19 protein-coding genes and 1 rRNA gene are annotated in these 20,624 nt (G+C 41.9%); 10 read left to right on the plus strand and 10 right to left on the minus strand.

Annotated features, from left to right (window positions below; translation table 11 throughout):
- Positions 1-84 precede the first annotated feature (84 nt).
- The gene (gene yyaC, locus MTN95_RS19450; RefSeq protein ID WP_248339739.1) at positions 85-702 is read left to right on the plus strand and encodes a spore protease YyaC; all 618 of its coding nucleotides are present in this window, start codon (positions 85-87) and stop codon (positions 700-702) included.
- A 38-nt stretch (positions 703-740) separates the two neighbouring features.
- Here yyaC and spo0J read toward each other — a convergent pair whose 3' ends face one another.
- On the minus strand, positions 741-1,589 hold the full coding sequence (gene spo0J / locus MTN95_RS19455; protein WP_044160288.1) for a stage 0 sporulation protein Spo0J: 849 nt from the start codon (positions 1,587-1,589) through the stop codon (positions 741-743).
- On the minus strand, positions 1,582-2,343 hold the full coding sequence (soj, locus tag MTN95_RS19460) for a sporulation initiation inhibitor protein Soj (protein ID WP_010332665.1): 762 nt from the start codon (positions 2,341-2,343) through the stop codon (positions 1,582-1,584). The genes spo0J and soj overlap by 8 nt, the downstream gene beginning before the upstream one ends.
- Before the next feature lie 249 nt (positions 2,344-2,592).
- On the opposite strand from soj, the gene MTN95_RS19465 reads away from it, so the two are divergent.
- A complete protein-coding gene (locus tag MTN95_RS19465) occupies positions 2,593-3,033 on the plus strand; it encodes a PH domain-containing protein (protein ID WP_202853611.1) in 441 nt (146 codons plus the stop codon).
- A gap of 43 nt (positions 3,034-3,076) precedes the next feature.
- On the opposite strand, the gene noc is transcribed toward MTN95_RS19465, so the two are convergent.
- The 8 genes from noc to rpmH form a co-directional block, all read right to left on the minus strand.
- The gene (gene noc, locus MTN95_RS19470) at positions 3,077-3,928 is read right to left on the minus strand and encodes a nucleoid occlusion protein (RefSeq protein ID WP_003219249.1); all 852 of its coding nucleotides are present in this window, start codon (positions 3,926-3,928) and stop codon (positions 3,077-3,079) included.
- A 121-nt stretch (positions 3,929-4,049) separates the two neighbouring features.
- Positions 4,050-4,769 carry a 16S rRNA (guanine(527)-N(7))-methyltransferase RsmG gene (gene rsmG / locus MTN95_RS19475; RefSeq protein ID WP_024123575.1) on the minus strand — a complete coding sequence of 240 codons (720 nt, stop codon included), beginning with the start codon at positions 4,767-4,769 and terminating at the stop codon, positions 4,050-4,052.
- Between the two features lie 13 nt (positions 4,770-4,782).
- The gene (gene mnmG, locus MTN95_RS19480; protein ID WP_105954683.1) at positions 4,783-6,669 is read right to left on the minus strand and encodes a tRNA uridine-5-carboxymethylaminomethyl(34) synthesis enzyme MnmG; all 1,887 of its coding nucleotides are present in this window, start codon (positions 6,667-6,669) and stop codon (positions 4,783-4,785) included.
- A 20-nt stretch (positions 6,670-6,689) separates the two neighbouring features.
- Entirely contained in the window at positions 6,690-8,069 is a 1,380-nt protein-coding gene (mnmE, locus tag MTN95_RS19485) for a tRNA uridine-5-carboxymethylaminomethyl(34) synthesis GTPase MnmE (RefSeq protein WP_024123577.1), read from the minus strand.
- Between the two features lie 315 nt (positions 8,070-8,384).
- Positions 8,385-9,011 (minus strand): RNA-binding cell elongation regulator Jag/EloR, encoded by a 627-nt coding sequence (gene jag / locus MTN95_RS19490; RefSeq protein ID WP_024123578.1) that lies wholly within the window; start codon positions 9,009-9,011, stop codon positions 8,385-8,387.
- Positions 9,008-9,793 (minus strand): YidC family membrane integrase SpoIIIJ, encoded by a 786-nt coding sequence (gene spoIIIJ / locus MTN95_RS19495; RefSeq protein WP_081638392.1) that lies wholly within the window; start codon positions 9,791-9,793, stop codon positions 9,008-9,010. The genes jag and spoIIIJ overlap by 4 nt, the downstream gene beginning before the upstream one ends.
- Before the next feature lie 141 nt (positions 9,794-9,934).
- Entirely contained in the window at positions 9,935-10,288 is a 354-nt protein-coding gene (gene rnpA / locus MTN95_RS19500; protein ID WP_024123579.1) for a ribonuclease P protein component, read from the minus strand.
- Between the two features lie 146 nt (positions 10,289-10,434).
- A complete protein-coding gene (gene rpmH, locus MTN95_RS19505; protein ID WP_003178075.1) occupies positions 10,435-10,569 on the minus strand; it encodes a 50S ribosomal protein L34 in 135 nt (44 codons plus the stop codon).
- A 630-nt stretch (positions 10,570-11,199) separates the two neighbouring features.
- Here rpmH and dnaA point away from each other — a divergent pair.
- The 8 genes from dnaA to MTN95_RS19545 all read left to right on the plus strand — a co-directional run.
- Positions 11,200-12,540 (plus strand): chromosomal replication initiator protein DnaA, encoded by a 1,341-nt coding sequence (gene dnaA, locus MTN95_RS19510; protein WP_003242674.1) that lies wholly within the window; start codon positions 11,200-11,202, stop codon positions 12,538-12,540.
- A 191-nt stretch (positions 12,541-12,731) separates the two neighbouring features.
- A complete protein-coding gene (dnaN, locus tag MTN95_RS19515) occupies positions 12,732-13,868 on the plus strand; it encodes a DNA polymerase III subunit beta (RefSeq protein WP_105954685.1) in 1,137 nt (378 codons plus the stop codon).
- Positions 13,869-13,999: 131 nt separating this feature from the next.
- Positions 14,000-14,215, plus strand: coding sequence for a ribosome maturation protein RlbA (rlbA, locus tag MTN95_RS19520; protein ID WP_003219264.1), 216 nt, complete (start codon positions 14,000-14,002; stop codon positions 14,213-14,215).
- A 15-nt stretch (positions 14,216-14,230) separates the two neighbouring features.
- Positions 14,231-15,343, plus strand: coding sequence for a DNA replication/repair protein RecF (gene recF, locus MTN95_RS19525; protein WP_024123582.1), 1,113 nt, complete (start codon positions 14,231-14,233; stop codon positions 15,341-15,343).
- Between the two features lie 17 nt (positions 15,344-15,360).
- Positions 15,361-15,606: an extracellular matrix regulator RemB gene (remB, locus tag MTN95_RS19530; RefSeq protein WP_024123583.1), complete on the plus strand. Its 246-nt coding sequence runs from the start codon at positions 15,361-15,363 to the stop codon at positions 15,604-15,606.
- 55 nt (positions 15,607-15,661) lie between these two features.
- Positions 15,662-17,578: a DNA topoisomerase (ATP-hydrolyzing) subunit B gene (gyrB, locus tag MTN95_RS19535; RefSeq protein WP_024123584.1), complete on the plus strand. Its 1,917-nt coding sequence runs from the start codon at positions 15,662-15,664 to the stop codon at positions 17,576-17,578.
- 211 nt (positions 17,579-17,789) lie between these two features.
- Entirely contained in the window at positions 17,790-20,261 is a 2,472-nt protein-coding gene (gene gyrA / locus MTN95_RS19540; protein ID WP_248339741.1) for a DNA topoisomerase (ATP-hydrolyzing) subunit A, read from the plus strand.
- 287 nt (positions 20,262-20,548) lie between these two features.
- A 16S ribosomal RNA gene (locus tag MTN95_RS19545) occupies positions 20,549-20,624 on the plus strand; the annotation flags it as partial.

Genomic DNA, 20,624 nt, shown 5'->3' on the forward strand with positions numbered 1-20,624 from the left:
ACTGCTGGATATAATGTAAACAACCTTACATACCAAAAAAACACATCCCTAGCAATTCCGATATCTAACAAGGAAGTGAAACCTATGAATCGAAAAGGCGGGCTTTTTTCTTCTCAGGAACGAGTAAAGCAATATGTTTCACATACAGATACAGCTGCAGCAAAACAAATACAAACGATTCTTTCTTCATCCTTACGTAAAGCTGCCGGCAGACCGATTGTTGTGGTTTGTATCGGAACAGACCGTTCAACTGGTGACTCATTAGGCCCGCTCGTAGGAATGAAACTCAAACAGATGCAGCTCACCAGATTCCACGTCTATGGCACTCTGTCTGATCCTGTGCATGCTGTAAACATGAAGGACAAATTGATGGAAATTCAAAAATTACATAAAAACCCATTTATTGTAGCGGTTGATGCATGCTTAGGACGTGTGAAAAGCGTAGGTTCATTCCAGATCGGAGATGGCCCACTAAAGCCAGGTGCCGGTGTACAGAAGGATCTTCCTGAGGTAGGAGATCTCCATGTGAATGGAATTGTAAATGTGAGCGGTTTCATGGAGTACTTTGTTTTACAAAATACAAGGCTTCACTTGGTCATGAATATGGCAAATGTTCTTGCTGAAGGACTGAGTTTAACAGATCGAACAGAGTGGAGGCAGGAACGGCTTAATCCGCTGCAAAGACTCACAGGACGATTATAAAACAAAAAACCATCTTCAATAGAGATGGTTTTCTTTCATTACGATTCTCGTTCTGATAAAAGCTCTAAGATCCGTTCAAGATCCTCGTTGGAGAAAAACTCAATTTCGATTTTGCCTTTTTTCTTTTGTCTCTTAATATTTACTGTTGTACCAAAATAATTTTGGAGATACGATTCCCGTTCTTTGATAATCGCATCTTTCACAGGCTCTTTTTTCTTTGTTTCACGTGGAACATTCTGATTTAATTGCTGAATCAGCTGCTCAAGCTGGCGAACGTTAAGCTGTTCTGCAATCACTTTTTGCACAAGCGGTTCAAGCTTGTTTTTATTTTTCAAACCAAGAAGTGTGCGGCCATGCCCCATAGAGAGCGTGCCTTCCGCAATCAGCTGCTGAATGTTCTCAGGCAGTGTCAGCAATCTTAAATGGTTGGCAATATGCGGCCTGCTTTTTCCGAGACGTTTTGCAAGCTGCTCTTGCGTGACATCTAAGTGTTTGAGCAAAGAGTCATAAGCCTGAGCCTCTTCCAGCGGTGATAAATCCTCACGCTGAAGGTTTTCCAGTAAAGCAATTTCTCTCATTAACGCCTCTGATAATTCACGGACAATCGCTGGAACTGTTTCTAAACCTGCAAGCTTTGCCGCCCGAAAGCGCCGTTCACCCGCAACGATATCATAGCCTTTTAAAGATTTTCTGACGATAAGCGGCTGGAGAATGCCATGCTGCAGCACAGATTCTTTGAGCTCGGCCAGAGCTTCGTCGTCAAAATGTTTTCTTGGCTGATAAGGATTAGGGCGTAAATCGGTAACTTTGATTTCCTCAACTGTCTCTTCAGACAAATCAACCTGATTAAACAACGCATTAATCCCTTTTCCAAGGCCTTTAGCCATTCGCAGCCACTTCCTTTGCTAAATCTAAATATACTTCCGCACCTCTTGACCGCGGATCGTATAAAATGATGGGTTTACCGTGACTCGGTGCCTCACTCAGACGGACATTACGCGGAATAACAGTCTGATATACTTTATCTCTAAAGTATTTTTTTACCTCTTCAATCACTTGAATGCCAAGATTTGTCCGGGCATCAAGCATCGTCAGCAATACGCCTTCAATCATTAAATCAGTATTCAAATGCTTTTGCACAAGACGTACGGTATTTAATAATTGGCTCAGTCCCTCCAAGGCATAGTATTCGCACTGTACAGGAATCACAACTGAATCTGAAGCAGTCAACGCGTTAATTGTCAGCAATCCCAATGACGGAGGACAATCAATAATAATATAATCATAATTCTGCTTCACTGCTTCAAGCGCTCTCTTAAGTCTCACTTCTCTTGAAATTGTCGGAACCAGCTCGATCTCAGCTCCTGCAAGCTGTATCGTCGCAGGAATCACATCCAAATTCTCTACTGAAGTCGCTTTAATAATATCTATTACATCTGCATCATCTACTAAAATATCGTACACACACTGATCTACATCGGCTTTTTCAATCCCCAATCCGCTCGTTGCATTCCCCTGCGGATCAATATCTACCAGCAGAACCCTTTTCCCTATGTAAGCTAAGCATGCTCCAAGGTTGACAGACGTCGTTGTTTTTCCGACTCCGCCTTTTTGGTTCGTAATTGCTATGATTTTTCCCACGATGTCACCTACTTTCACATGAACATGTACTGTCATGTTTCTATTTTATCAAAAAAAGATTAAAGCGTTTCACTTTTTTCATCATTTTGTTTTTTATCAGAAGGGAATATTTGAAAAATTTAATCAGCGCTTTATTGCTTTCTCTTATAAATTCTAAAACTGATATGTTTTTTTGACTTAAAAAAGGGATTTCTAATAGAAAAAAAGAAGAAGTTACAATGCAGAAAGTACAAACAGGACGGTGATCATATGGTTTACAAAACAAAAAGAGATGCACCCGTTACTCTTATGATTGTGTTTCTCATATTACTGATACAAGCAGATGCCATAGTTCCTTTTGTGCTGGGACATATGAGGATATCCGGCTGGATCATTTTTGTTCTGCTGACTCTTTTCAACGTGCTCATCATTTGGAGTTTCATTGATCTGAAATATGTATTGAAGGAGCACCGTTTGATCATTAAAGCCGGATTGATCAAACATCAAATTCCTTACGAAAAAATCGACAAAGTGATTCAGCAAAAGAAGCTGTGGTCAGGTTTTCGGCTTATTGGCTCACGGCGTGCGATTACGATTTATTATCGGGGAGGCTGGGGACATGCAGTCATTTCTCCAAAAGACACGGAAGAATTTATCCACAAGCTCAAAGAAAAGAATTCTAATATAACAATTGTGACTAAAAGTAATTAATTCCCTTTTAGCGAAAAAGCTCTCCTGGACAGCAGGAGAGCTTTTATTTTGGTATGCGAATCGTCAATTGAATATATTCTTCAAATTCCTCTTCTTCCGTATTCAATTTTACGCCGCTGTCTTCAACCATTGACAGTGACTGGCGAATCGTGTTCATTGCAATTCTAGTATCCCTGCTGAACGCTTTGCGTCTAGGCTTTGGTTTTCTCTGGCCTTGCTCCAGCATTTTAACCACGCGGTCTTCTGTCTGCTTTACATTTAAGCTTTTCTCAATTATCTCTGTGAGCAGTGTGACTTGGAGCTCAGGCTGTTTCAGGGGAATCAGCGCTCTGGCATGACGCTCTGTGATTTTCTTCTCCATGATTGCGTCTTGAACCGGCTGAGGCAGCTTTAATAGCCGCAGTTTGTTCGCAATCGTTGACTGCCCTTTTCCTAAACGCTGCGCCAGTGCTTCCTGTGTTAAATCATGAAGCTCAAGGAGCCTTGCGTAGGCATGCGCTTCCTCAATCGAAGACAATTCCTCACGTTGCAAATTTTCAATTAACGCCACAGAAGCGGTTTCCGTGTCGGAAAAATCCTTAATAATGGCCGGAATCTTTTCCCACTCGAGCGATTGCACCGCTCTCCAGCGTCTTTCACCTGCAATGAGTTCGTATTGGCCTTCTTCTTCTGTATGCCTGACAACAATCGGCTGAATAATGCCGTGTGTATGAATGGTCATTGCTAACTCTTTGATTTTTTCATCTGAGAAAATGGTGCGTGGCTGAAAACGGTTGGGAACGATAGCATTTACCGGTATTTCCAGAATCTCTTCTTTGTTTGTCTCATGTTCAGCAATCTCCGGTTCCTGTTCCTTCTCACCAAGCCCGAAGAAACGAGAGAATGAATGCTTCATGTACCTACACCACCTTTAAAAACTGCCATTTTTATAATTCTATTTTCTCATGGTTTTTCCTGCTGTACCGTCATTAATTTTGAAGAAAATATGATGGTATTGTCATATCAGGCTGTCTAAATTACCCTTCAATTGGCGATTTATTAGGAGTTCCCGGTTTTCTTGGATACTTCTTAGGTGTATTTTTGATCTTGCGTATCACCATAATATTACGATCGCTTTCTTCAATAGGCAGCTTAAAGGAATGGGTATTCTCAAGTTCTCCTCCAAGCGTTGTGATTGCTTTTTTCCCTGCGTTTAATTCTTCTTCAGCAGATGCGGCTTTTAAAGCAACAAATAAACCGTTTTTCTTAACCAGAGGCAGGCAAAGCTCACTTAAAACAGAGAGTCTCGCAACCGCTCGCGCTGTCACGATATCATAGCTTTCCCTTACGTCCTTCCGTTGCCCGAATGTTTCAGCTCTGTCATGGCAAAATGTCGTATTCTCCAATTGTAAAGCTTCAGACAGCTTTTCTAAAAACGTTATTCGTTTGTTTAGTGAATCTACGATTGTGACATGAAGGTGCGGAAAACATATTTTAATCGGCAGACTCGGAAAACCCGCTCCCGCTCCGACATCACAAATCGTATTCATCTGATTGAAGTCGACATAAAATGCAGCTGTAATGGAATCATAAAAATGCTTCAGATACACTTCTTTTTTCTCTGTAATCGAAGTCAGATTGATTTTTTCATTCCACTCAACCAGCATATCGTAATACAGCTCAAATTGCTCCAGCTGACGAGGAGAAAGGGAGATCCCTTTTTCCGCCAGTCCAGAAGTGAATTCTTCAATATTCATGCCGTCATCCTTTCTACTCGGCTATCTTCGCAATGCGGCCCTGCTCTAAATATACCAATAGAATTGAAATGTCTGCCGGGTTCACACCGGAAATACGGGAAGCTTGGGCAACAGACAAAGGCCGTACGTTTTTCAGCTTTTGACGAGCCTCGGTTGCAATCCCCTTAATTGCGTCATAATCAATTCGATCAGGGATTTTTTTGTTTTCCATCTTCTTCAGTTTTTCCACTTGCTGAAGGGATTTTTCAATATACCCTTCATATTTCACTTGAATTTCTACTTGTTCTGCCACTTCTTGCGGAACCGGCACTTCTGGCGGCGCCAGTTTTGTAACAGTTTCATAGTTCATTTCAGGACGTTTCATCAAGTCTGTGCCGCGTACCCCATCTTTCAATTCGCTTCCGCCAAGAGAACGGATATATTCTTGATTTTCTGGAGACGGCTTGATAATCACAGAATGCAGACGTTTTTTCTCCGCTTCGATCGCCGCTTTTTTCTTCTCAAAAGCCGCAAATCGTTGATCAGAAATCAATCCAATGCGGTGGCCGATTTCTGTCAGACGCAGATCTGCATTGTCATGACGAAGAAGCAATCTGTATTCAGCGCGAGATGTCAAAAGACGGTATGGCTCATTTGTCCCTTTCGTCACAAGGTCATCAATGAGAACACCAATGTAGGCGTCAGAACGGCTTAGAATCACTTCTTCTTTTCCAAGCGCTTTTCGTCCTGCATTGATTCCCGCCATAATCCCTTGTCCTGCAGCTTCTTCATAACCGGATGTTCCGTTAATTTGGCCGGCAGTATAGAGATTTGTAATTTTTTTCGTTTCAAGCGTCGGCCATAGCTGAGTCGGTACAATCGCGTCGTACTCAATCGCATAGCCGGCTCTCATCATTTGAACGTTTTCCAGGCCCGGAATCGTTGCAAGCATTCTTTGCTGCACGTCCTCTGGAAGACTAGTAGACAAACCTTGAACATAAACTTCCTGCGTATTTCTGCCTTCTGGCTCAAGGAAAATTTGATGACGCGGTTTATCATTAAAACGAACAACTTTATCTTCAATTGACGGGCAGTATCTCGGACCTGTACCTTTGATCATACCGGAATACATCGGTGAACGGTGCAGGTTGCTGTCAATAATTTCATGTGTCTCAGGGCTCGTATATGTCAGCCAGCAAGGAAGCTGATCTGTGATATATTCAACCGTTTCATATGAGAAAGCGCGAGGCACTTCGTCACCAGGCTGGATTTCTGTTTTGCTGTAATCAATCGTGTCGCTTTTGACGCGAGGCGGCGTACCTGTTTTAAAACGAACAAGGTCGAAGCCCAGTTCTTCCAAATGCTCAGAAAGCTTAATAGAAGGCTGCTGGTTGTTCGGACCGCTTGAGTAAGAAAGATCACCGAGAATGATACGTCCTCTCAAATATGTTCCTGTCGTCATAACAACTGCTTTCGCGCGGTAATTCGCACCGGTTTGTGTAATGACACCGCGGCACTCGCCGTCTTCAATGATCAGACGCTCTACAATTCCTTGCAGCAGCGTTAAGTTTGGTTCTTTTTCAAGCGTATTTTTCATTTCATGCTGATATTGGAATTTATCTGCTTGCGCACGCAGCGCACGGACAGCAGGACCTTTTCCTGTATTCAGCATTCTCATTTGAATATGCGTTTTATCAATATTTCTGCCCATTTCTCCGCCAAGCGCGTCAATTTCGCGGACGACAATCCCTTTTGCAGGACCGCCGACAGACGGATTACATGGCATAAACGCAACCATATCTAAGTTGATGGTCAAGACAAGCGTTTTGGCGCCTTGACGTGCTGATGCGAGGGCAGCCTCAACACCGGCATGCCCGGCGCCAATCACTATCACATCGTATTGGCCTGCTTCATACCCCATGATTCTAGTTCCTCCTTTATTTATTTTCCTAAACAGAACTGTGAAAAGAGCTGATCAATTAAGCTTTCATGGACAGCGTCTCCAATGATTTCGCCCAGAAGCTCCCAGCATCTTGTAAGATCAATCTGCACCATGTCGATCGGGACATCCTGTTCGATGCCGCTAAGCGCGTCTTCAATGGCGCGTTTTGCTTCCTGTAAAATTGATATATGGCGTGTATTGCTGACATACGTTAAATCTCCGCTTTCAATAGCACCTGTATAGAATAGCGATTGAATCGCTTCCTCCAAATCATTAACGCCTTCTTCTTTTAGAAGAGATGTCGTTACAACAGGACGTCCATTGGCCAGCTCGCGTACACGTTCTATGTCAATTTTCGCCTCGAGGTCAGTCTTATTCATAATGACGATGACGTCCATTCCCTCAACGGCTTCAAAAAGCTTCACGTCTTCTTCAGAAAGCTCTTCACTATAATTAAGCACAAGTAAAATCAGGTCTGCTTCCTTCAGAACCTGACGAGAGCGTTCAACACCTATTCGTTCAACAATATCCTCTGTTTCACGAATACCCGCAGTATCAACAAGACGAAGCGGAACACCTCTTACATTCACGTATTCCTCAATCACATCCCGTGTCGTACCCGGAATATCGGTAACAATAGCTTTTGCCTCATGAACCAGACTGTTAAGAAGAGAAGACTTTCCGACATTCGGACGGCCGATAATGACAGTAGAAAGACCTTCCCGCAAAATTTTGCCCTGCTCAGACGTTCTAAGCAGCGCCTCAATTTCTTTTTTAACGGAGCTTGCCTTTTCAACTAAAAGCTGATGTGTCATTTCTTCTACATCATCATACTCCGGATAATCTATATTTACCTCAACATGGGCCAGCGTTTCTAAAATATCATCACGCAAACGGCGCACCAAAGCAGAGAGACGCCCTTCCATTTGATTCATAGCGACGTTCATTGCCCGATCCGTTTTCGCTCTGATTAAGTCCATCACCGCTTCCGCCTGTGAAAGGTCGATTCGCCCATTTAAAAACGCGCGTTTCGTGAATTCACCAGGCTCAGCCAGTCTCGCTCCCTCTCTTAAGGCGAGCTGGAGCACTTGGTTTACTGTCACAATTCCCCCGTGGCAGTTTATTTCTATAACATCTTCACGTGTAAAAGTTCTCGGTGCTTTTAACACCGATACCATTACTTCCTCCACGACCCGATCCGTACGTTTGTCTACAATATGGCCGTAATGAATCGTGTGTGATTCGACCGAACTGATCGTTTTCCCTTTCGGCCCTTTATACATTCTGTCGGCGATCTGGATTGCTTCCGGTCCGCTCAGCCGCACAATAGCAATCGCACCCTCTCCCATCGGTGTAGAAATGGCCGCAATTGTATCCATGTTGTTCACCTCTCTTTTCTATACTCTCATTCATCTATATAAAAAAATATTTTATTATGCCAAAACTAAAAGATAACATAGTTTGGTTCGAAGTGGAAGATGTGTTATCCACAGACTTAGAAATTCATCCCTTATTACTTTAACTTATCCACATGTGAATAACAATTAATTTTATTTCCTGAACTTCCTTTTTATCAACAGGATACACCTAAAAAGGAAAAACTTAAACGGAAAAAGCCTGATATTACAAGGAAAAATAGATTTTTCTATACAAAAAAACCGAAGCTCCGATTTTTATCGGACTTCGGTTTTATGTTATCTTTTCTGGGAAATAACGAGGTGGCGATTTTCGCCTTCACCCATTGAATACGTTTCGATCTGCTGATTTGCATATCTGGAAAGAGCATCATGAATGATTTTTCTTTCACTGGACGGCATCGGTTCTAAATGAACATCTTTTTTCGTTTTCAAAACCTGGTCTGCCAGTCTCACAGCCAGCTGACTCAGCGTCTCTTTCCTTTTCAAACGGTAGTTTTCTGCATCTACCGTCACATTTAAATACTGATCTGAATAACGATTAAGGACAAGCTGGGTCAAAGTTTGAAGTGCATTTAAGGTTTGTCCTCTTTTTCCAATTAACAATGCCGCTTTTTCACCCGTTATATGGAAACTCACTGCCTTTTTGCTTTCTTTTACAGTTACATCAGACTTTCCGGCAATGGATTCGGCAATTCTTTCAAGATACATCTTTGTTTCCTGAATCGGATCAAATTTTTCAGCCAGCTTCACGATTGCCGGCTTTTTGCCGAATATACCGAGAAAACCTTTGTTTCCCTCTTCAATAACGGTAATTTCAACTTCATCCTTCGTTAATTGCAGTTCTCGTAATCCGGACTGTACTGCTTCATCGACATTTCGCCCTGCAGCAGTCACATTCCTCACTTTTTCTTTCCTCCGGCTTTTTGCGGCTGAGGATCTTTTTTAATATCAGGCCCTTTAATGAGGAAAGTTTGCGCAATCATAAACAAGTTACCGACTACCCAATAAAGAGAAAGCGCCGCCGGGAAGTTGATCGCAAACACAATGATCATAATCGGCATAATCCAAAGCATCATTGCCATTTGCGGATTTTGCTGCGCATTGCCCGCCATCATTAATTTTTGCTGTACGAAAGTAGCAACACCGGCAACAATCGGAAGAATATAGAAAGGATCTTTTTCTCCTAAGTCAAACCATAAGAAACTGTGCTCTGAAATCGCCTGTGTTCTCATGATCGCATGATAGAATCCGATTAAAATCGGCATTTGAATTAAAATCGGGAAACACCCTGCCAATGGGTTGACGCCATGCTTTTGAAATAAAGCCATTGTTTCCTGCTGAAGTTTTTGCTGCGTTTTTTGATCCTTTGAGCTGTATTTTTCTTTGAGCTTTTGCATTTCCGGCTGTAAAGCCTGCATCGCTTTCGAGCTTCTCAGCTGCTTGATCATCAGCGGCAAAATTAATAAACGGATTAAAATTGTAACAATAATAATTGACAGTCCATAGTTGTCTCCCGTCAATTTCGCAACATACGTAATGAGCTCAGACAATGGAAATACTACGTACTTGTCCCAAAAATGCGGACTATCTGCAGTGATCGGCTCTTTGACGCTCGAGCATCCAGCCAATAGCATGAATACGCCGACCATACTTAATAGCAACCATATTCTCCTTTTCAACAACATTTCCTCCTATAATCATTCTTTACACTCTCTTATTACAAAACATACTTGTATGTATTTTAGCATCTTTCAGTTTTAAATGGTGTCTTTTTCTGATCAACCAGAAAGGAAGCGCTTTTAAAAGTTTTAAGAAAGCAGTGGCATCTACTTTTTTGACGAAGTTTTCTTATATAATGAGGCCTTCCTGAATAAATGCTGCAGACTTTTTTTCGTTTCCTCAAATGTCAGCTGACTTGCTGGTTTTCTGGCAATAATAATGTAATCCTTTTGCTTCAGTCTGTCTCTCTCTTCTAGAAAAGCTTGCCGGATCAAACGTTTTATCCGATTTCGCATTACTGCATTGCCAATTTTTTTGCTGACGGAAAGACCAACGCGCAGCTCATCGTTTTCAGGCTGATCAAGCGTATATAAGACAAACTGGCGATTCGCTACTGATGTGCCATGCTTGAACACTTTTTGAAAATCTTCATTTTTCTTTAAACGATTTCGCTTCTTCAAATTGACTCACTCCGATACTGGCTGGCAGAAACTTTTAATTTTATTTGAAAATGAGATGCGCAGAGACAGGGAGATCCCCTGCTCATACACATCACATATATCTTTTCCCTTAAAGTGAAAAAAGACCACTGACATTATTCAGTGGCCTAAGCTGATAATACTTTTCTGCCTTTGCGGCGACGGCGTGCTAAAACTAGACGACCGTTTTTTGAACTCATACGGCTTCTGAAGCCATGAACTTTACTGCGTTTACGGTTATTCGGTTGGAATGTTCTTTTCATTTATGACACCTCCCTCGAGGAATAGCTGTTAAAGACAGTCTTACTTATTATATTTGCGTTACCTATTCATTGTCAACTTCACTAGTGCTTTTATTTCTTGCAACCATAATAGGATACCATACCTTCTCGACTTTCGAAACCTTATTTTTCAGATTCCTGAAATTAACGAAAAAAAGTCCTGATTCAAATAACATTCTGAGCTGAAAATACGCGATGTGGATATCTTTTTTCCCTTTTTTCAATATCCACAAAGGTTATCGACAACATTTTCACACAGCCAACCCCTGTGGACAAATTTTTTTCAACAGGTTGTCCGCTTTGTGGATAAGATTGTGACAACCATTGCAAGCTCTCGTTTAATTTGGTATTATATTTGTGTTTTAACTCTTGATTACTAATCTTGCTTTCACTCATTATCCACAAACTGTGGATAACTTGTGGATTGATTTCACACAGCATGTGTAGAAAGTTGTCCACAAGTTGTGAAATTTGTCGAAAAGCTATTTATCTACTATATTATATGTTTTCAACATTTAATGTGTACGAATGGTTACCGCCATTTGCTCTTTTTTTGTGTTCTATAACAGGAAAAGACGTTATTTTCTTAGAAAAGGAGGGACGTGCCGGAAGATGGAAAATATATTAGACCTGTGGAACCAAGCCCTTGCTCAAATCGAAAAAAAATTGAGCAAACCGAGTTTCGAGACTTGGATGAAATCAACGAAAGCCCACTCACTGCAAGGAGATACATTGACAATTACCGCTCCTAATGAATTTGCCAGAGACTGGCTGGAGTCCAGATACTTGCATCTCATTGCAGATACTATATATGAATTAACCGGGGAAGAATTGAGCATTAAGTTTGTCATTCCTCAAAATCAAGATGTCGAAGACTTTATGCCTAAACCGCAAGTCAAAAAAGCGGTAAAAGAAGATACATCTGATTTTCCTCAAAATATGCTCAACCCAAAATATACATTTGATACTTTTGTCATCGGATCTGGAAACCGATTCGCTCACGCAGCTTCCCTGGCAGTAGCGGAAGCACCTGCAAAAGCATACAACCCTTTATTTATCTACGGGGGCGTTGGCTTAGGGAAAACACACTTAATGCACGCGATCGGCCATTATGTAATAGATCATAATCCTTCTGCCAAAGTGGTTTATCTGTCTTCTGAGAAATTTACTAACGAGTTCATCAACTCTATTCGGGATAATAAAGCAGTTGATTTCCGCAATCGCTACCGAAATGTTGATGTGCTTTTGATAGATGATATTCAATTTTTAGCCGGGAAAGAACAAACGCAAGAAGAATTTTTCCATACTTTTAACACGCTGCACGAAGAAAGCAAACAAATCGTCATTTCAAGTGATAGACCGCCTAAAGAAATTCCGACACTTGAAGACAGATTGCGTTCACGCTTTGAATGGGGTCTGATTACAGATATCACGCCTCCTGATTTAGAAACGAGAATTGCGATTTTAAGAAAAAAAGCTAAAGCGGAAGGCTTGGATATTCCGAACGAGGTTATGCTTTACATCGCAAATCAAATCGACAGCAACATTCGGGAGCTGGAAGGGGCGTTAATCAGGGTCGTTGCTTATTCATCTTTAATTAATAAAGATATCAATGCCGATCTGGCCGCTGAGGCATTAAAAGATATTATTCCTTCCTCAAAACCGAAAGTGATTACAATAAAAGAAATTCAGAGAGTAGTAGGCCAGCAATTCAATATTAAGCTTGAGGATTTCAAAGCAAAAAAACGGACAAAATCGGTAGCATTCCCGCGTCAAATCGCTATGTACTTATCGAGAGAAATGACTGACTCCTCTCTCCCTAAAATCGGAGAGGAATTCGGAGGACGTGACCATACAACCGTTATTCATGCACATGAAAAAATTTCAAAACTGCTGGCAGATGATGAACAGCTTCAGCAGCATGTAAAAGAAATTAAGGAACAGCTTAAATAATAGGGCCGGGGATAAATCGGGAGAAGTGTGAATAACTTTTCTAAAGTCATGCACAGTCTGTCCACATGTGGATAGGCTGTGTTTCCTGTCTTTTTCACAACTTATCCACAAATCCACAAGCCCTACTATTACTTCTACTACTTTTTTTAAAAAAATATATATATTAAACATTATCCGTTAGGAGGATAAAAATGAAATTTACGATTCAAAAAGATCGTCTTGTTGAAAGTGTCCAAGATGTATTAAAAGCAGTTTCATCCAGAACTACAATTCCGATTTTGACCGGTATTAAGATCGTTGCCTCAGATGAAGGGGTATCTTTTACTGGAAGCGATTCAGATATTTCCATCGAGTCTTTTATTCCAAAAGAAGAAGGAGATAAAGAAATCGTTACGATTGGACAGCCAGGCAGCATTGTATTACAAGCCCGCTTCTTTAGTGAGATTGTAAAAAAACTCCCGATGGCAACTGTAGAAATCGAAGTGCAAAATCAATATCTGACGATTATCCGCTCTGGAAAAGCCGAATTTAACCTAAATGGGCTTGATGCCGATGAGTATCCGCACTTGCCGCAGATTGAAGAGCATCATGCGATTCAGATTCCTACGGATTTATTAAAAAACCTAATTAGACAAACAGTGTTTGCGGTGTCCACCTCAGAAACACGCCCTATCTTGACAGGTGTAAACTGGAAGGTGGAGAAAAGTGAATTATTATGCACTGCAACGGATAGCCACCGCTTAGCTTTAAGAAAAGCCAAACTTGATATTTCAGAAGACAGATCCTATAACGTCGTGATTCCGGGTAAGAGCTTAACTGAACTCAGCAAGATTTTGGATGACAACCAAGAACTTGTAGATATCGTCATTACAGAAACCCAGGTTCTGTTTAAAGCAAAAAACGTCTTGTTCTTCTCACGCCTGCTGGATGGAAATTATCCGGATACAACCAGCCTTATCCCGCAAGAGAGCAAGACAGAAATCATTGTGAACACAAAAGAATTCCTTCAGGCGATTGATCGTGCATCTCTATTAGCCAGAGAAGGACGCAATAACGTGGTGAAGCTTTCTGCAAAACCTGCTGAATCAATTGAGATTTCTTCTAATTCACCTGAAATCGGAAAAGTGGTGGAAGCGGTTCTAGCAGATCAAATCGAGGGTGAGGAATTAAATATCTCATTTAGTCCAAAATATATGCTGGATGCATTAAAGGTGCTTGAAGGAGCAGAGATACGTGTAAGCTTTACAGGAGCTATGAGACCTTTCTTAATTCGCACGCCGAATGATGAAACAATCGTACAGCTTATCCTCCCTGTCAGAACCTATTAATCCGATATACGGCTGCCGACCTGCTCGGCAGCTTTTCTATTCGTAATCTGCTCCGTCAAGTTTTCCCTTTCCCTAATTCGTTTTTTTTTAGTACAATTAGATATTAGTGATATTTGAAAGAGGTCGATATAATGGCAAATCCGATTTCTATTGATACAGAGATGATTACACTCGGGCAATTTCTGAAATTAGCCGATGTGATTCAGTCAGGCGGCATGGCAAAGTGGTTTTTGAGCGAGCATGAAGTGCTTGTGAACAATGAGCCGGACAATCGCCGCGGCAGAAAGCTGTATGTTGGAGATGTGGTAGAGATTGAAGGATTTGGTTCATTTCAAGTCGTCAATTAAAGCGGGTGACACTGATTGTATATCCAGAACTTAGAACTGACATCTTACCGCAACTATGAACATGCTGAACTTCAATTTGAAAATAAAGTAAATGTGATCATTGGAGAAAATGCTCAGGGGAAAACAAACCTCATGGAAGCGATCTATGTCTTGTCCATGGCAAAATCGCATCGGACTTCAAATGACAAAGAACTTATCCGGTGGGACAAAGACTATGCTAAAATAGAGGGAAGAGTGATGAAGCAAAACGGAGCGATCCCGATGCAGCTCGTCATCTCCAAAAAGGGTAAAAAGGGCAAGGTCAATCATATCGAACAGCAAAAGCTCAGCCAGTATGTCGGCGCCCTCAACACCATCATGTTTGCACCGGAAGATTTAAACCTTGTAAAGGGAAGCCCTCAAGTGAGACGGAGATTTCTTGACATGGAAATCGGCCAAGTTTCTCCCGTCTACCTGTATGACCTTTCTCTTTACCAGAAGATTCTTTCCCAGCGAAATCATTTTTTGAAGCAGCTGCAAACAAGAAAACAAACTGACAGAACAATGCTTGATGTTCTGACTGATCAGCTTATTGAAGTTGCCGCAAAAGTCGTCGTAAAACGTCTGCAGTTCACGGCACAGCTCGAAAAATGGGCGCAGCCTATCCATTCGGGCATCTCAAGAGGGCTTGAGGAATTGACGCTGAAGTACCATACGGCGCTTGAGGTATCAGATCCTGAAGACTTGTCGAAAATAGGAGATAGCTATCAAGAAGCGTTTTCTAAATTAAGAGAAAAAGAAATCGAGCGCGGCGTCACGCTGTCTGGACCTCATCGGGATGATGTTCTTTTCTATGTGAACGGACGCGATGTGCAGACGTATGGGTCTCAAGGACAGCAGCGGACGACGGCATTATCCCTTAAGCTGGCTGAGATTGACCTGATCCATGAAGAAATCGGAGAATATCCCATTTTACTATTGGATGATGTGCTGAGTGAGCTGGATGATTATCGCCAATCGCACTTGCTTCATACCATCCAGGGCCGTGTACAAACGTTTGTCACAACGACAAGCGTTGATGGCATTGATCACGAAACCTTACGGCAAGCAGGAATGTTCCGTGTGCAAAACGGTACGTTAGTGAAGTGAAGAAAAGAGGTGAGCAATTGTATATTCATTTAGGTGATGATTTTGTGGTTTCAACACGCGATATTATTGGCATTTTTGATTTTAAAGCCAACATGTCGCCAATTGTTGAAGAATTTCTGGAAAAACAGAAACACAAGCTGGTGCCTTCCGTAAACGGCACACCCAAATCTATCGTAGTCACGGTTCAGAATATATATTACTCTCCCTTATCTTCCAGCACATTAAAAAAACGTGCGCAATTTATGGTTGAAATAGATTCTTAGTGATTTTTTATAACGAATATATTGTTTAAGAAAAGTGTAGGTGAATAACGTGGCTATGGAACAGCAGCAAAATAGTTATGATGAAAATCAGATACAGGTACTAGAAGGATTGGAAGCTGTTCGTAAAAGACCGGGGATGTACATCGGTTCAACCAACAGTAAAGGCCTTCACCATCTGGTATGGGAAATTGTCGACAATAGTATTGACGAAGCCTTGGCCGGTTATTGTACAGATATCAATATCCAAATTGAAAAAGACAACAGCATCACGGTAATTGATAATGGCCGCGGGATTCCAGTCGGTATTCATGAGAAAATGGGTCGTCCTGCGGTTGAAGTCATTATGACTGTGCTTCACGCCGGCGGAAAATTTGACGGAAGCGGATATAAAGTGTCCGGAGGATTGCACGGTGTAGGTGCCTCGGTCGTTAACGCGTTATCAACAGAGCTTGATGTGACTGTTCACCGTGACGGAAAAATCCATCGTCAAGTCTATAACCGCGGTGTCCCAGTTTCTGATCTTGAGGTTATTGGCGAAACGGATCATACAGGAACGACTACACACTTTGTTCCAGATCCTGAAATCTTCACGGAAACAACTGAGTATGAATATGATTTGCTTGCTAACCGTGTTCGCGAACTAGCCTTTTTGACAAAAGGCGTAAACATCACGATTGAAGATAAACGTGAAGGCCAAGAGCGCAAAAATGAGTATCATTACGAAGGCGGAATTAAAAGCTATGTAGAGTATTTAAACCGCTCCAAAGAAGTTGTCCATGAAGAGCCGATTTATATTGAAGGCGAAAAGGACGGCATTACGGTTGAAGTCGCTCTGCAATACAATGACAGCTACACAAGCAATATTTACTCATTTACAAACAATATCAACACGTACGAAGGCGGTACCCACGAAGCCGGTTTTAAAACGGGGCTGACTCGTGTCATCAATGATTACGCCAGAAAAAAAGGACTCATAAAAGAAAATGATCCAAACTTAAGCGGAGATGATGTGAGAGAAGGGCTTACCGCGATTATCTCGATCAAACACCCGGATCCGCAGTTCGAAGGCCAAACGAAAACAAAACTAGGCAACTCAGAGGCGCGGACGATCACAGATACGTTATTTTCTGCGGCGTTGGAAACATTTATGCTGGAAAATCCAGATGCGGCCAAAAAAATCGTTGACAAAGGTTTAATGGCAGCAAGAGCAAGAATGGCTGCGAAAAAAGCGCGTGAATTAACGCGCCGCAAAAGCGCTTTGGAGATTTCAAACCTTCCCGGTAAATTAGCGGACTGCTCTTCGAAAGACCCGAGCATCTCCGAGTTATATATCGTAGAGGGTGACTCTGCCGGAGGATCTGCAAAACAGGGACGTGACAGGCATTTCCAAGCCATTTTGCCGCTAAGAGGTAAAATCCTAAACGTTGAAAAAGCAAGGCTTGATAAAATTCTTTCTAACAATGAAGTTCGTTCTATGATTACTGCACTCGGCACAGGTATCGGGGAAGATTTCAACTTAGAAAAAGCCCGTTATCACAAAGTCGTCATTATGACAGATGCCGACGTTGACGGCGCGCACATCAGAACATTGCTGTTGACGTTCTTTTACAGATATATGCGTCAGATTATCGAAAATGGCTACGTGTACATCGCGCAGCCGCCGCTCTACAAAGTCCAGCAGGGTAAACGTGTTGAATATGCATACAATGACAAGCAGCTTGAGGAATTGTTGCAAACTCTTCCTCAAACGCCTAAGCCTGGATTGCAGCGTTACAAAGGTCTCGGTGAAATGAATGCCACCCAGCTTTGGGAGACAACTATGGACCCGGGCTCAAGAACGCTTCTGCAGGTGACTCTAGAGGATGCAATGGATGCGGATGAAACGTTCGAAATGCTGATGGGAGACAAAGTAGAACCGCGCAGAAATTTCATAGAAGCAAATGCGAGATACGTAAAAAATCTCGATATCTAATAATACAAAGCCTTATTTCCAATAAGAAATAAGGCTTTTTTCTGAATAGGACAGGACGCAGGGATTCTTGTAAAACCTATATATTCTAGTAATTTAATGTGTATAAGTATAAGTTTATTGATATAATGGAGAATAGTGAAATCGTATTGAAGATCATAATGGACAATCTACTCCCACATAATTTCATGTGATACTTCAGGGAGGTTTTTTAATGAGTGAACAAAACACACCAAAAGTTCGTGAAATAAATATCAGTCAGGAAATGCGCACGTCCTTTTTGGATTATGCGATGAGCGTTATCGTATCCCGGGCACTGCCGGATGTGCGTGACGGTTTAAAACCGGTTCACAGACGGATTTTATACGCGATGAATGATTTAGGCATGACGAGTGACAAGCCGTATAAAAAATCGGCTCGTATCGTCGGAGAAGTTATCGGGAAATACCATCCTCACGGTGATTCAGCGGTATATGAATCTATGGTCAGAATGGCGCAGGATTTCAACTACCGTTATATGCTGGTGGACGGTCACGGAAACTTTGGTTCTGTAGACGGAGACTCAGCCGCTGCGATGCGGTACACCGAAGCCAGAATGTCTAAGATCGCCATGGAAATTCTGCGAGACATTACAAAAGACACGATTGATTATCAAGATAACTATGATGGTTCAGAGAGAGAACCTGTTGTCATGCCGTCAAGATTCCCAAACCTGCTTGTAAATGGAGCAGCCGGTATTGCAGTCGGAATGGCTACAAATATACCGCCGCACCAGCTTGGAGAAATTATTGACGGAGTGCTTGCCGTAAGCGAGAACAAGGACATAACAATCCAAGAGCTGATGGAATTCATTCCTGGACCGGATTTCCCGACTGCCGGACAAATTTTAGGCAGAAGCGGAATTCGCAAGGCATATGAATCCGGAAGAGGTTCTATTACGATTCGGGCAAAAGCGGAAATTGAAGAAACCTCGTCGGGGAAAGAAAGAATTTTAGTAACAGAACTCCCTTATCAGGTGAATAAAGCGCGTCTAATTGAGAAGATTGCTGATCTTGTCAGAGATAAGAAAATTGAAGGAATAACTGATTTGCGTGATGAATCTGACCGGAACGGTATGCGGATTGTCATTGAAATCAGACGAGATGCCAATGCGCATGTTATCCTGAACAATCTTTACAAACAAACGGCCCTGCAAACTTCCTTCGGGATTAACATGCTGGCGCTTGTTGACGGTGAGCCGAAGGTATTAAATTTAAAGCAATGCCTGGTGCATTATCTAGATCACCAAAAAGTCGTTATCAGACGCCGTACTGCTTATGAATTGCGTAAAGCGGAGGCAAGAGCGCATATCTTGGAAGGATTAAGGATTGCTCTCGATCATCTTGATGCAGTTATTTCCCTTATCCGCAACTCTCAAACGGCTGAAATTGCGAGAACAGGGTTAATTGAACAATTCTCGCTGACCGAAAAACAAGCCCAAGCTATTCTAGACATGAGGCTCCAGCGTTTAACAGGATTGGAACGAGAAAAGATTGAAGAAGAATACCAATCCCTGATTAAATTAATTGCAGAGCTTAAAGAAATCTTGGCCAATGAAGAAAAAGTGCTTGAGATCATCCGTGAAGAGCTCACAGAAATTAAAGAGCGTTTCAACGATGAAAGACGCACTGAGATTGTTACTGCCGGCCTTGAAACAATCGAAGATGAAGATCTCATCGAAAGAGAAAATATCGTTGTCACTCTGACGCATAACGGATATATCAAACGTCTGCCTGCTTCGACTTACCGCAGTCAAAAGCGCGGAGGAAAAGGCGTTCAGGGAATGGGGACAAACGAAGATGATTTCGTTGAACATCTGATTTCTACTTCAACACATGACACGATTCTCTTCTTCTCAAACAAAGGGAAAGTGTATCGTTCAAAAGGGTATGAAATCCCTGAATACGGTAGAACCGCTAAGGGAATCCCAATTATCAATCTGTTGGAGGTAGAAAAAGGTGAATGGATTAACGCAATAATCCCAGTCACTGCATTCGAAGAAGATCTCTATCTCTTCTTCACAACAAAACATGGGGTTTCAAAACGCACTTCACTGTCTCAGTTTGCTAATATCCGTAACAACGGCTTAATTGCGCTGAGCCTGCGTGAAGATGATGAATTAATGGGTGTCCGGCTTACTGACGGCAAAAAACAAATCATCATCGGAACGAAAAACGGCCTGCTGATTCGTTTCCCTGAAACAGATGTTAGGGAAATGGGAAGAACAGCGGCAGGCGTAAAAGGCATCACCCTTACTGACGATGATATTGTCGTCGGCATGGAAATATTAGAGGAAGAATCTGATGTCCTTATCGTGACCGAGAAAGGTTACGGCAAACGAACTCCGGCTGAAGAATACAGAACTCAAAGCCGAGGCGGAAAAGGACTGAAAACATGTAAAATCACGGAGAACAACGGCCATTTAGTAGCGGTGAAAGCTACCAAAGGTGAAGAGGATCTGATGATTATTACTGCCAGCGGTGTACTGATCAGAATGGATATCAATGATATCTCAACTACCGGACGCGTAACTCAAGGTGTACGTCTCATCAGAATGGCGGAACAAGAGCATGTGGCCACAGTCGCATTAGTTGAGAAAAACGATGATAATGAAGAAAATGAGCAAGAAGAGACAGAAGAAAGTTAAGAAAAAGCGCAGCTATACCAGCTGCGCTTTTTTATATCAAAAACTCTTTACAGTGAGAAGATTTATGGTATAATCATTTCTGTTGTCTTTTAAAAGACGTAGACATTACTAGATGAAAACATTTTTTGAAAAAGTGTTGACCTAGTTAACTAAAAATGTTATTATTAAGTAGTCGCTTCGAGAGAGGCACACAAAGTTCTTTGAAAACTAAACAAGACAAAACGTACCTGTTAATTCAAGTTTTATTATAAAATCGCACAGTAATGTGCGTAGTCAGTCAAACTACTTTATCGGAGAGTTTGATCCTGGCTCAGGACGAACGCTGGCGGCGTGCCTAATACATGCAAGTCGAGCGGACAGATG

The sequence above is a fragment of the Bacillus sp. 2CMS4F genome, assembly GCF_023161785.1.
GTDB classification, from domain to species: Bacteria; Bacillota; Bacilli; order Bacillales; family Bacillaceae; genus Bacillus; species Bacillus halotolerans.